We start from the raw sequence: 14,661 nt of genomic DNA on the forward strand, positions 1-14,661 counted from the left end.
GATGATTAGCCAGTGCGACAAAATACTTTGCACCCAGACTTTTAAAATACTTTACCAGTGCATCGGTATCAAGGTTTTCAGCTTTCCATGAATGGATGACATCTTTGTAGCCTTTTTCGGAAGGGTGGCCGTAGGTTTGATTGTGGTAATTGTAGGCGTTTTTTCCCCAACTTTCACGCCCAACATCTTCTTGATACATATGGCGGGCATACCAGCCACCGCCACTTTCAGGCTGGGTTTGTGCTCCCCAATGCACCCAGATACCAAAACGTGCTTCGGTGTACCATTTTGGAAACTCATATTTTTGAGTGATTTCTTCCCAGGAATATTGTTTGTCCTGCGCCATACCTTTAACAGCCATTAAAAGCAAAAGGAGAAAAACAACTGCATATAATTTTATCATAGCTTTTATAATTCTTGAAGATTTTTATCCAGAACAAGTTCTTCCCCCTTGTCCATTTTTATTGTTTTAAATATATTTCCATAACGCAACTTAAAACTACCACCCGATCTGGAGCTAATTGTTGCTTTAATAAGGTTCCCATTTTTCCACTCCATTCCAATAATATATCCACCACGAGCAACTAAGCCTTTTACTTTACCATAAGGGATTACGGACGGAAGACAGGGTAGTAAATAAATTTCACCTGCATGGGATTGTAATAACATTTCAGCTATTGCGGCTGTAGCACCAAAGTTGCCATCTATCTGGAAAGGAGGATGGTCACAGAATAAATTTGGATGTGTTGATTTCGTCCAAAGAGTTACCAGATTATCCCAGCATATTTCCGGTTTAAGTAACCTTGCGTAAAAATTAAGCATCCATGCACGACTCCATCCAGTATGTCCTCCTCCATATTTTAAGCGTTCTGCAATAACTTTTGCAGATGCTTCCATATACTCGGGTTTATCATTCCAATTGTATTCATTTGATGGATAAAGACCATACAGATGCGACATATGCCTGTGTCCCGGCTCAGCCTCTTTCAATGTTTCGTCCGACCATTCTAAGATTCTACCATCTTTTCCAATTTTAACCTCCGTAAGATTTTCAAGTTGCTCTTTTAAAGTTTCCCTGAAATCTTTATCAATCCCCAAAAGCTCAGAAGCATCAATAACAGAACTGAATAAATGATATATAATTTGAAGGTCCATGGCTGCTCCCATCACAACACTTCCTCGTTTATTTTCCCTAGTCAAATAAATATTTTCAGGCGACATGGAAGGACCAACTATCCATTTTCCTGTTTTGAGGTGTTTAACCATTAACTCAGATAAGAATTGTGCGGCTTCGCGCATAACCGGGTATCCATAGTCAGCTAAAAATTCTTTATCGCCTCCAAATTGGAAGTGTTCCCAAAAGTGGGTTGATGCCCATGCTGCCCCCATCGGCCACATACCGTATTGTGGTGCACCATAAGGTGAGGTGAAATGCCAGGCATCAGAACGGTGGTGAGCTACAAAACCATTTACGCCATAAACCTCTTTAGCTGTTTTTCTGCCGCGTTCACGCAACCTGTCAATATAATCAAGAAAGGGAACATGTAGTTCTGTTAGATTAGTCACTTCAGCAGGCCAGTAATTCATTTGAGCATTTATGTTTATATGATAATCGGAAAACCAGGCAGGCTTCAATCCATCTGCCCATATACCCTGCAGGTTAGCAGGAAGGCATCCCGGCCGTGATGATGAGATAAGCAGATAACGTCCAAACTGGAAATAAAGTGCTGCCAGCGAAGGATCACTTTCACCTCTTCTCTGTGCAGCAACCCTTTCATCGGTTGGAAGTGCTGATTGAGCACTTCGAGGAAAGGATATTTCGACCCGATCGTAAAATGAACGGTAATCTTTGATATGACTCTTCAGTAACTTATTAAAACTTTTTCCCTTTAACGTTTGCAGATATTCGCTACAAAGTTTCGAAGGACTGCCTCCTCTATAATCGGTAGCTGCAACAAGACGCAATTCTAATTTATCGGCATCAGTAACAGTAATTTTCCCATTTTGGACAGTCAGCTTTCCAGCGTGCGAAATAATCTTCAGCCGCGTTTCATATTGTACTCCATTGCCATTATTAACATGCTGCCGCATAACCAGTATATCATTATAGGCTGAAATTATTTCTCCTTCTCCCGGTCTGGATAATTCCAGAGTACAGGAAATTTTATCTTTTGTATCAGTTTCAGCCAGAAAAACAATTGCCTGATCAGCAGCAGAAGAAAAAATACGCCTTGTATGCTTTACTCCTCTTGTTTCAAAACTAACAGTTACAACAGCACTTTCTAAATCAAGTTCTCTTTTATAATTATCAATCTTGCCAATATTTTCAAAACGAATAAATAAATTGCCTAATGTCTGATAAGTGCTTGAGTTTGCTTGTTTGTCAGAAAGTAATTTCGATTTACAAAGCTGTTCAGCCTCTGTATACCGACCTTCAAATATCAAGTTCTGAATTTCAGCAATTGATTTATATGCACCTTTTTTATCCTCATAACGAGGTCCACGTGTCCAAACGCTTTCTTCGTTTAGTTGAATACGCTCTTCTGAAGTGCCTCCGAAAACCATCGCACCTAAACGACCGTTTCCTATGGGCAGGGCTTCATTCCAATTTTGAGCAGGCTGTTTATACCATAAGCTATTATCTTGTGCACTTGAAAGGTACCCTATAAATAATAATGACAAGCTTAATAAAATTCGTTTCATGCAAATTATTCTTTGATTGAATACATCTTTGTCTTACCAACCCGTATATTAACCTGAGTTCGATTTAATTTTTGAGATTCGGGTTGCAGTAAAAATTTGATTTTCAAATCATAAATTCAGAAGATTAGTAAGCTATTGCAATAAAACTTTAAGTCTAACTCAGGTTATTAGCTACTCACTTCTCTTTTTACCAACGTTAAAAAAAACAAACAGGCTCTGCAATTTTAAACCTGAACGTTCTTTTCTGAATAACAGGGCCTACCTCCATATGGCAGGCCCTGTTTTAACTAATCTAAAAAATATGAAATGCTAACTAGTAGCCAGGATTATTCGATCCAATTCCTTTGTTTTGCCGCATTTCCACTTCAGGAATTGGAAATAACATTTGCTTGCTGGAATCCCAATTTTTAACAAACAAAACCTGACACATATCGGCATTTAGTAACGCTGAAAAATCAGGAATTCCATCCTCATCAATTTCGGGAGTTAATCCCCAAAACCAGTGACCTGGTTCTACAACTTTATCTATCAAATCACCATTAGGGGTTTCATAAATTTTAACAGGATTACAATTAAGAAGACCATAAGTATTACCAACTAACGTTTTTTCGGCAATTCCCCATCTTAAAATATCCATTAACCTTAACCCTTCAAGTGCAAACTCCGAACGTCGCTCCATACGAAGGATTTTCCTTAACTCTGACTGATTAGTAGTGGTAACTTCCGGATAGTCAAAATCAGAATCAGCATATGCTCTCGACCGCACAGCATTGATGGCATCAAGTACTGTTTCATCAATTTGATTCATTTCAATTTTAGCTTCGGCATAAGTTAATAAAACTTCTGCGTACCTCATTGCAATCTTATTTGGGTCAGCTATCCTATCGTCAACCCAAGTTTCGTCAATTCCTTTATTGATTGATAAACCATTGAACGGAGCCCAAGTCTGAGTTGCTTTTGTATCTTTATTTATTACCTCCGTACCAGGCTCAATACTATGGACTACATATGTAATTGGGTAAGGGTTAAAAGTATAGCCATAAAAATCAAAACCACTATCAGGTGTTCTTTCATCATCGGCAGTAAGCTTACCGAATGGTATTATTGTAGCCAATGCACGCGGATCTCTGTCCATAAATGGGTTATGTGGATCAAATAATGGTGATTCATCAATTGGTAAACCATCTTTGCACGTGTAGCTAGCCAACAAATCCCAACTTGGATGATAAGCTCCCCAACCTCTGGCATTTCTTGGAATAAACCAACGAATATCCGCAATTTTATTTCCACTTATACCGTAGTATAACCCGAGTTCAGCCGACCTTGTGAAAGAGAATATGATCTCTGGAGAAACTCGCGTATCTGCATGAAACAAACTCTCGTAAGTAGGGTGCAAACTGTAAACTTCCAAATCCATACAATCCTTGGCAGCAGCAGCAGCTTCGGCATAATCACCTAACCAAAGTGCAATACGTGCCTTATAGGCATAAGCTACACCTTTAGTAATATACTGTTCTCCGCTGTACGATGTAGGTAATAATTCAGCACCACTATCGAAAAGCTGATAAACTGTCTCTTTTATTGTGTTAACATCAGTTCGCGGTACATTAAACGCATCGTCAAGACCGGTAAAGTCATCAAAATATGGAACCGCTCCAAAGTGAGTAATCAAATATCCGTAAATAGATGCTTTTATAACATAGGCTTCCCCCAAATATTGATTCCTTTGATTTTCAGTTAGAAACGATCCTTTTTCTTCGATATTAATGATAATAGTATTAACTCTGCTTATACCTTGGTAGCAAGAAGTCCAAATACTTTTAGCACCTGACCATTCTGAATTAATTGTACCTGAGAGGTATGAATCTAAATTATTTCGATAATGATAATCATCAGTATAGAAATCATTATCTGTTCTAAAATACGACGAAGAATATAAAGCATTTAGAGAATAACGTACTTCATCAGCATTTGAATACCACGACACTGAGTTCGGTGCATCTAACCGAGCCAACTCCATTTCATTACATGCTGAAAATAAGCTTAATAATGAAATAATCGCAAAATATTTATTTATTATTTTTTTCATGATTAAAATTTGATATTGGCACCAACAATAAATGATTTTGTTATAAAATAGCTCGACGTATCTTCCGGATCAAGTCCTTTGGGGAAATGGTCAAATGTTAACAAATCATTTCCTGTTATATAGAACCGTAATTTCTGTATGTTTACTTTTCGGGTTAATGATTGTGGCAAAGTATATCCCAAGGTTATATTCTTCAACCTGAAATAAGCTCCATTTACAATCCAGTAACTAGAAAATTGACTGTTTAGCCCACTGGTTTTACTGGTTAACCTTGGATATAAGGCATTCGTATTTTCTTCAGGAGTATTGTATGCCGACCAGTTATTAGTCGCATACTCAGTTGTAGGAGTGCCATTGCCCGAGAAACCATTATACGGACTCGATGGTAATACTCTGTTTTGCTTTCCTACTCCCTGGAAAATTATTCCAAAATCAAAACCTTTATAGCCCAGATTTATAGTGCCACCATAATTGTAATGGGGCAAACTACTTCCTAAATGAACCCTATCTTCACTGTTGATTATACTATCTCGAACCGCTTCCGGGCCACTTACATCTACATATCGAATATCCCCTGGACTTGTACTTTTACTTATGTACGCTGTTTCGGCTGCCTCATCTACTTCTTCTTGTGTCTGAAAAATACCATCGGCTATATAACCGTATAACTCTGCATACTCGTAGCCTTCTTTAATAATTGTATTACCACTCTGAATTTCTTTATCATTAATATCTCCAACAATCGTTTTAGAGTCAAAAATATGAAATGATGCAGAGTAAGTTAAGTCACCAACTTTATCCTTCCAGCCAACACTTACTTCCCAACCTTTGGTATTCATATCGCCAATGTTTGAATTAACTGAGCTATAGCCTGTTGTGGGAGGAAGCTCCAAACCCAAAAGCATATCATAGGTTTCTTTATTGTACCACTCAAATGTAGTGTTTAAACGATTTTCAAAAGCTGCGATGTCAAAACCGATGTTGAATGTTTCTGTTGTCTCCCAGGTAATGTCCTTCAACGCGAGATTAGCCTGATAAGCTTGTGTTGTACTAACAGGGTTTCCGTTGGCATCAGATAAAATCCTCGTGCCTGTTGAAAGAACCGAACTGTATAAGTAGTTCCCCAGTCGATCGTTACCAAGCACACCATAAGAAGCCCTTAGCTTTAAAAAGTCAATCGTATTTTTTATACCGCCAAAGAAGTTTTCTTCAGATAGCACCCAACCTGCTGAAACTGATGGGAACATTCCCCAACGATAATCGCTTGCAAATTTAGATGAACCATCGTAACGGGCATTTACCTGAAATAAGTATTTATTGGCATAGTTATAGTTAATTCTACCGAAATATGACCGGTAAGCACTTTCTGAAACACCATCGTTATTTTTATCCCAATAGAACTGGTCAACCGGAGCAAAATTCATATATGGGAATCCTGTAAGATCGAAATTCAAACCATAAACCGCCAGGTTTTCCGATTTACCTTCGTACTCTTCATAGCCTAACTGCGGAGCAATTGTATGCTGCCCAATCTTTGCTGAATAGTTGGCCAAAAACTGTAACGAGTATCTGCTTGAGCGATTTCTTCTTTCATATAACGATGGTGTTGGATTTACCTCAACCACAGGCGTCTCTGGATTTTCGAACTCATAAATTGCAAAATAAGGTTGATATTGTTTGCGGTAGAAATCGTTTGTTGATGGTGAAAAGTTTGTTTGTAGAATAAGGTTATTGACTGGTTCATATTTCAATCCTAACCTTGTGGTGAATTTTCTTGTCTGTGCATCGGCATTGCCTGCCCCATGAAGCTTAGCCAATGGGTTACCTACAGTAATACTACCAAAACGACCATCTGTCCAATAAGCTACTTCCAGTGGGCTCTCACGTAAATTTATATTTCGCACTGGAACAATATTCTTAGTGTAGAAGAATGAAACATCAGCACTTGCAGAAAGCTTATCATTAATTTTGAAGTCGTTATTAACACGAAGAGTATAACGTTTCCAATTACGAATTGCATATAATGCATCCTGGTCTTCATAGTTCATCGAAACTTTTGTTTTAATTTTCTCACCGCCACCGCTTAACACCAAATTATGTCGTTGATGTGTTGCAAAATCCTTTAATTGCATTTCGGTCCAATCAGTATTGGGGTAAAAATTTGGATCGAGCTCATGATTTTCCAAATACGAATCAATGTACTCTTTGGAATAAGTAGGATATTCGTTCTCTCCATTGCCAGAATCATTCCACACTTTTTCATTCCACATGCGCATATATGTTGGCGCATCCACATACTCAAATTTATCGGTTGGCTTATCGAAAGAAATACTATAATCGTAGTTTAAACTGAAATCGCCGGATTTGGCCCGTTTTGTTGTAATAAGAATTACACCGGCTGCAGCCCGCGACCCATAAATAGCTGCTGCAGCAGCATCTTTTAATACGGTATATGATTCAATGTCATTAGGATTAACATCATCGATATTAGTTGGTACATCATCTACCAGAACTAATGGGTCATTACTTCCTTGCAGCGTAGTAATACCTCTAATGCGAATGGTGCTTGTTGAACCAGGTGTTGAATTTGACCGTGTTACTGTAACACCTGCCGCCGCACCTTGTAAGGCATTGGAAAAATTAGTTACTGACCTTTGTTCAATATCTGAAGCATAAACGCTTGTTACTGCTCCCGTTAAGTCCCTTTTCTTTTGTGTACCATAGCCAACGGCAATCACTTCTTCCAAGCCAATGGCTTCATCAAGCAAAACAATACTAAGAGAGGTTTTATTGGCGACCAAAACTTCTTGTGTTTTCATTCCAACAAAGGAGAAAACCAATATAGCATCTTCAGATACATTACTTAAACTGAATTTACCGTCTACATCAGATATTGTTCCAACTGACGAACCTTTCACTAATATAGTTACCCCGGGAATTGGCTCTCCACTATAATCTTTAACTGTACCGGAAACGGTTCTCTTTATATCCTGTTGAAAAACTGAGGTCATGGATATTGGTCTTAGCACAACCACATTACCATCAATAATATAAGTCAGATTAGTTTCCTTTAAAACTTCGGCCAGAACTTCGGTAACTTCAGTTTGATGCATTTCCAGACTCACAGTTTTGTCCATATCCACAAATTTGGGACTATACACAAACCTGAATTCACATTGCTTTTCTATTTGTTCAATTACATCAAGTACAACGCCTTTTTTAATTGAAACATTGACCTTTTGTGCCTCAATTTTAGTGGCATAGGTTAAACCACAAATAAACAGGAATAATGATAAGATCTTCATAACTTTAAAATGTTTAGACCTAACCATCCTTAAACAAGATAGTTTAATTAGATTTTTTTTCATAAAATTGTAGTGTTATTTAAACAATTAAAAACTTAGGTTTTTAACAGGTGAGTGGTGCAAACACTCACCTGTTTTTCCTTTTTATTTATTCTTCATTCGTGCATATTTTTCTTTATCCAACTGTATTACAACTACCCCACTTACTGTTTGAACTTTAACTGGCAAGGCAGCCATAATAATATCCATTACTTTTTCGAATTGCTCGTTTCTGATAGCAAATGTTAAAGTAAACTCTTTCAAAATCGGATCTTCAATTTTATTGAATATTACCCCATATCTTCTTTCAATACTTTGAAGTAAATTCGGCAGTTTGTTATTCCTGAAATACAACATGCCTTCCTTCCATGATGTATAATCTTCCACCCTGGCTTTATTCTTTGAGTATTGCTTAGTAGCACTGTTTATTCTAATTAATTCACCTGGTTTTAAAAATTGATTGAAATCCGCATCATTATCAAGTGTCAGATTAACGGAACCATCTTCCAAAACGACTGTAACTTCTTCCCTTTCATAAGCTTTTACGTTGAATTTTGTCCCGGTCACCTTTACCCGAACATCGTTAGCCAACACATCAAAGCCTCTTATGGCTTCATGTGCTACTTCAAAAAAAGCTTCACCGGTTAAATGCACTTCTCTTTTAAGCCCCAGCCACTTTGTTCTGTACGTCACCTTTGAATCAGAATTAACAAACACCTTTGATGAATCAGGCAGATAAACTTCTATCAATTGTCCGGCATTGGTTTGTACTGAAAGCGATTTTGATTTTACAGTTAGTAATGAAACACTTAATACTAAAATAATAATAGACGCTACCGAAGCAATTGATAATAACCATTTTCTTCTAATCCTGAATTCCGGTTTTACTTCCTTTTCAATATTCTTCCATGCATTCCAGGTGTTTAAAGAGATCATTCTGTTTTCTTTCTCTTTCCAAACTTCCTTGGCTTCTTCAAAATCTGCGCGTTCTTTTTCTGATTGCCTTAAGTAGGTTAGTAACCCTTTCTGATCACTTGAGCTGATCCTGCCCTCAAAGTATTTCTCAAACTTCTCCTTCATTTGCATTTATCCTGTTACATATCTATTACCCTAAGTTTGTTAAAATCCCTACCAAAAATCAAAGTTGTTTTTTAACTCACTATCGAAGAAATGACGTTAACAGCTGCAATACAAGATCTTACTTCAAATTCTTTTTATTGATTTCAGAGCATTACTCTGCAGTTTTCATTATAAAATCGGAACAAATAACCCCAAAACTCACCTAAAGGTCCATAAAGAATGCTATTAATATTCCAAGTGTTGGGAACTTTAATTGCATATTCTCACGAATTTTGACTTTCGCAGTGGCAATATGTTTTTCCACGGCTTTAGGAGAAATTCCAAGTTGCTCGGCTATATCTTTTTGCTTTATTCCCTCTTTTTTGCTCATTAAAAAAACTTGACGACACTTATCCGGCAATTGTTCTATTGAGTTCTCCAACTCTTTAATTAACATTTCTTCCAAAGAGTCACCTTCTTCACCTAAAAAGTCATATTGTCCGATGAACTGAAGAGCATTTTCCTCTACTTTATAGCCTTCCTTGTGTTTTTTGTAGATATTCTCATCCCTGAGATAATTTAAGCACCGGTTTCTTACTGAGGTAAAGATTAATGATTCAATTGATTTTCCAACTCTTAACTCTTTACGTTTATTCCAGAAATGAATAAAGGCTTCCTGAACCATATCATCAGCTATTGCAGCATCAGGAATAAATATTTTCGCATAATTAAGCAAACGAGCATGTGAGTTCTGGAAAAACTTTTCAAAGGCTTTGATCCTTCCATCCTTAATATCCAATAATAACCGCTCATCAACTTTCATTGCTTGAAAACTAGATGTTAATTTTTTTTAACACTTCAAATATAGAAAGATTATGTGGTATCAAAATTAAATTCGTTGATAATGGACAACAACTCCCATAAAAACACTCTTTAATTCGTAACGCAAATGAGTGATCATCTGTAAAACGCATCAAGTCGCCCAATGGGTTAGTTACAAGTTCTGTATCATTACAGAACAGGGCAACTTAAACATAGCGATATTAAAATATTGGGTTATAATTAAGTTTTATAAAGAAGCTATCTAAGGGTTAGTCCATTAGACCAATGGTTTTTTTTGCCTTGCAGAAGAAGGAATGCCAAATTAATTTGGTAATCAATAAAATCAAAGAAAATGCTAATCCTAACCTAAATATCCATAACATTGGAATAAACACCTGTCGTTCTTCTAAATAATAATCAAATAGCCTGTTGCCGCTATGTATCAGATAAAACTTATTTATATTCTGCCAAATAAGTTCTGTCAAACAAAAAAGTCCTGTCACCCAAAACACAATAATGGATAGGTAGTTAACATTATTACTGCCAACAATTAGCAATACAACAAATAAAATAACAGAAACAGAAGTAATTTCGATCAGAACATATATCCGTGTATCATTAATTAAAGCCGGAATAATAACGGAGTGATTCTCATGGTGTTTTATAATACCTTTAAGCTGTGTTTGGGTCACATAGTCAAATAACGTATTTAAGGCTCCAATCGCAAACAATCCAATTGCTTCAATCTTCAAAATTTTTAAACTTCCTAAACTAACCTTTTGTGCGTAATACTTCTTTAATATTTTCCCAAATACAAAAATACCTGCACCTAAAAAAGACACAAAAACACTTAATCCAATATGGGCACCAATAACCTCGTTTAATAAATTGTCCATGTTTAATAGGGATTTAAGGAGTTCCTTGTTTATACTTTTAAGATAGATGCTTTCTGCATAATGGTTTCCATAACTTTGGACACCTTTGTCTGCCGTTATGTCTCATAAGCTACTCATATTTAAAAAGCTTTAACCTTTATTAATTCTTTGCAGCAAGTCGGCTTTAAATCCGCGGCTCACCTGCAATATTTTTCCATTAACGGATACCTGGTTTCCTTCTATAAACTCAAAATAATCCATGTTAATTAGATACGACTTGTGTATACGTATAAAATTGTAACCTGATAAGCTTTGCTCAATGTTTTTCATTGTGCTTAAAACGATCAGTTTACTGCTGGAAGTATGTACATATATGTAATTCCAATCGGACTGTATATAAATAATATCTGAAATTTTCACCTTCATTAGCTTCTTATCCACTTTTAGAATAATTGCTTCATCTGATGACTTGTCGGCACTTAAGTTATTGGGCTGCACATGTTGCTTTAGATTTATTTTTTCAATAGCGCGATTGGTGGCTTTCAGAAAACGTGAAAACTCGATAGGTTTCAATAAATAATCTGTAACGTTTAAATCATAACCCTCCAAAGCGTATTCTGAATAAGAGGTGGTCATGATAATTTCGGCATTTGTCGAAATGGTTTTTAAAAGATCAATCCCCGTCATCACAGGCATTTGTATATCCAGGTATATTATCTGGATTTCAGATAATCGTTTAAAATTGATTAACTCTACTGGTGAAACAAAAGAACCTATTAATTCCAGGCTTTCTATATTATGAACGTAATTCTCCAATAGCCGAAGATTAGGTTGCTCATCCTCTACAATTACACATTTATAAACTTCGTTCATGCCAGCTTTATTTTAAGTTTGACAATGAAAACTTCCTGATTTTTATAATTTTTAGATGTTATATTTAATGAATACCGGTCGCCATAGACAAGTTGCAGTCTCTTCTTCTGATTATCTAAGCCAATACCGTTATTATTCAATATTTCAGGTTTATTTTTATCTGAAATGGTATTCAATACATCAAACAACAACTCATCTTTTGTTGATTCCAGCCTTATTTTTACCCAGGCTTCCGGTTCAACAGCTATTTGACTATGTTTGAATGCATTTTCTATGAATGGTAATAGAATTAACGGAGCTATTTTTATCGATAAATTACAAGCTTCATAATCAAAACCTACCTGATTATCTCTTCCTGTTTTAAACTTTTGAAATTCAATATAGTGATTAAGGTAATCAATCTCTTTATCAATGGTTATTTCATCAACATTAGTTTCATAGATAACATATCGCAACATTTTAGAGAGTTGCATTATTTTTTCTGGCGTTTCTTTCTCTCCCAGATAAGCGGATGAATAAATATTACTTAATGCATTAAACAGGAAATGTGGGTTCAGCTGATTTTTTAACTCATTAAGTTCGGACTCTTTAGTTAATGACTCCAGTTTAAGGATGGCCAGTTGGTTCTGTTTATTGACTTCAAATAACTGCTTCGTCCAACTCAAGGCCATGGCAATTCCTACTTGCAAGGATGAAAAGAATATAGTAAAAATTATCTCACTAACCAAAGCACCTCCCTGGGGTAACAATGCTATAAGATCATCACAGGATTTACATGAATCATTTGATCCTCTGTCACTAAAGTGATGTTCATCCAAAAGAGGCTCTTCTATGAAAAAATCAACCATGAACATAACCAGACTCAGAACAATAAACCAAGCGAGAAACTTTAGTTTTGCCCGCGAAGATTCTTTTAGCCTTGGAAAGTAATAACTATGCACGTTATAAGCCCCCCATAAACTTGCAGTACGGGCTGATGCAACAAAAACAGATAAGGATATACTCACCTTATAATTATCAAAGAACAGGACTAGCCATAAGAATATCAAAATTATAGCCCCTATATGTTTTTGCTTAATCGTCATGCCAGTTATTTTAATAACAAACTGATTTATTATCAATTAATTTCCCGGCTGCAAAACAATTAACTGACCGGAATTATTTAACAAATCAAACTCAATTTATATTGCGCTCAGATTGCAAAAGTACATTTTTGGATTTTGCAAAATTGATCAATGAACTTAATTGAAGGGAATTTGTATCGTTACGATGACATTCGAATTCAATAGTTTCATCGGTCCATCTTTTATAAATATCTAGCTCATGTTGTGCTTCTATTCTGCCTGAAACCGAAATTGATATCTGTTTTTGCTTTGGTGCTAACACCATTACAGGTGCATCTGGTATGGATTTCATATCTATCCTACTCTTTCCGGCATCTTCCCTTTCGGGAATTAAGATGTGAACTAAAAAAGCAAGGATCAAAACCAAGTTCGTCCAAATTGCCTTTTTATATTTTTTTAGTTTAACCATACTGTCGCGTTCTTCAAAATTCTTCGTTTATTGTCTAATGTTGAAACAAATGTGAGCTATAAACCTGAATCAATGAGCAATGACACAAAATCAATGATAACCGGACTAGAAATACGCAGTGATATTGAGTCCGGTATTAAACAATGACAGGTTCATTGTGTAAGTATTTTCTGATACTTCCAGTTTATTATCAATTAACCTGACTGACTCAGGGGTACGGATAAGCACCTCTGGTCTGGTGTCAATGTAATCGACATAAGCACCTATAGCAATATGCTTGTTAATGGCTTTCTTAAGGTTGATGCCTGCTGTCCATGCAAATTCGTCATCAGGGATAAATTTCTTTATCACTACTGATTCGATATTGGTACCAATATCTCCTTCTGTAATTAAATCTGCTGTTATTAAACCTTCAACACCAAATGACTGGCCAACATTAATATTCATGGTCAAATCCAGGCTGTTTGATAGGCGCCAATTGAAATGAGGTCCAATCATCAGGTATGACGAACCAAAAGGCTGGTCAGTAATATTCCTTATCCGGTTAAGAAGTGGGGCATCTCTATAAAGCTGCTGACTTTTAAGGCCAAAGGTTGAAATACTTATTTGAGCACCAAGTCCAATCCAGTGGTTAAAAAAGTAAGCACCGCTAATGCCTGATACAAAACCAGGTGTGGCACACAGATCATCGTTATTAAAAAGTAAGTTCCCGGTTGGCATGGCATATCCAGCCTTTACAGTCAGGAAAGAAGGTCTGCGATACCTGGCATAACGGTTATCATATTGTTTGGATGGGTGATTAAGCCCTTTGTTTTTGAATAATCTCTCTGATAGTGCATAAGCTAATTCCGTACTAAGTATACCGATACCAGCTCCTACAAATACATCAGGCATCCAATGACGATTATTAAGCATGCGCATTGTCCCAACAGTGGTAGACATTGTATATGCAAAAAACGAATACAGAGGGCTATGAACCTGTCCGTATTCTTTATGCAAAAAAGTTGCCGTCATAAATGCAGTAGCTGTATGCCCTGAAGGAAAACTATTATAACTACTGCCATCGGGTCGTAGCTCACCAATCGAGTATTTCATCCCATAAATTGTTGCCAGATTGATCACACTTGCCATAACTAAAGTTTGAGTTGCTCTTCCAACACTGTGTTTCCCTTTTACACCTGCCAGGTTAAGACCATATACTGCCAATGCCGGAACATACTGCAAATAATCATCCAGATGATGATTGAACTCTGGATAAAACCGATTGCGCAAGCTTTTTATATCCTCTCTTTTATCCCATGAATATGCTCCTGCAATAGTTAAACTCAGAGGTACTGCCGAGATGCGAAACGCTTTATTCAAA

11 protein-coding genes are annotated in these 14,661 nt (G+C 36.5%); all 11 read right to left on the minus strand.

From position 1 onward, the window contains the following. On the minus strand, positions 1-403 hold a 403-nt coding region (locus AC4MRQ_RS20315; RefSeq protein WP_491199550.1), incomplete at its 3' end, for an alpha-L-fucosidase. A gap of 5 nt (positions 404-408) precedes the next feature. Further along, positions 409-2,703, minus strand: a complete 2,295-nt coding sequence (locus AC4MRQ_RS20320) for a glycosyl hydrolase family 95 catalytic domain-containing protein (protein WP_491199551.1) — start codon at positions 2,701-2,703, stop codon at positions 409-411. Between the two features lie 313 nt (positions 2,704-3,016). Next, the gene (locus AC4MRQ_RS20325) at positions 3,017-4,792 is read right to left on the minus strand and encodes a RagB/SusD family nutrient uptake outer membrane protein (RefSeq protein ID WP_491199552.1); all 1,776 of its coding nucleotides are present in this window, start codon (positions 4,790-4,792) and stop codon (positions 3,017-3,019) included. Positions 4,793-4,794: 2 nt separating this feature from the next. Further along, positions 4,795-8,097, minus strand: a complete 3,303-nt coding sequence (locus tag AC4MRQ_RS20330) for a TonB-dependent receptor (RefSeq protein ID WP_491199553.1) — start codon at positions 8,095-8,097, stop codon at positions 4,795-4,797. Positions 8,098-8,241: 144 nt separating this feature from the next. Continuing rightward, entirely contained in the window at positions 8,242-9,216 is a 975-nt protein-coding gene (locus AC4MRQ_RS20335; protein WP_491199554.1) for a FecR family protein, read from the minus strand. Positions 9,217-9,418: 202 nt separating this feature from the next. Next, complete coding sequence (locus AC4MRQ_RS20340) at positions 9,419-10,018, minus strand: RNA polymerase sigma-70 factor (RefSeq protein ID WP_491199555.1); 600 nt, start codon at positions 10,016-10,018, stop codon at positions 9,419-9,421. Positions 10,019-10,286: 268 nt separating this feature from the next. Then, entirely contained in the window at positions 10,287-10,913 is a 627-nt protein-coding gene (locus AC4MRQ_RS20345) for a hypothetical protein (protein ID WP_491199556.1), read from the minus strand. Positions 10,914-11,042: 129 nt separating this feature from the next. After that, complete coding sequence (locus tag AC4MRQ_RS20350; protein ID WP_491199557.1) at positions 11,043-11,765, minus strand: LytR/AlgR family response regulator transcription factor; 723 nt, start codon at positions 11,763-11,765, stop codon at positions 11,043-11,045. Continuing rightward, complete coding sequence (locus AC4MRQ_RS20355; RefSeq protein ID WP_491199558.1) at positions 11,762-12,850, minus strand: sensor histidine kinase; 1,089 nt, start codon at positions 12,848-12,850, stop codon at positions 11,762-11,764. The genes AC4MRQ_RS20350 and AC4MRQ_RS20355 overlap by 4 nt, the downstream gene beginning before the upstream one ends. A gap of 91 nt (positions 12,851-12,941) precedes the next feature. Continuing rightward, positions 12,942-13,298 carry a hypothetical protein gene (locus tag AC4MRQ_RS20360; protein WP_491199559.1) on the minus strand — a complete coding sequence of 119 codons (357 nt, stop codon included), beginning with the start codon at positions 13,296-13,298 and terminating at the stop codon, positions 12,942-12,944. 105 nt (positions 13,299-13,403) lie between these two features. After that, a partial coding sequence (locus tag AC4MRQ_RS20365; RefSeq protein ID WP_491199560.1) for a phosphatase PAP2 family protein occupies positions 13,404-14,661 on the minus strand: 1,258 nt, incomplete at its 5' end.

The organism is Carboxylicivirga sp. (genome assembly GCF_982718395.1).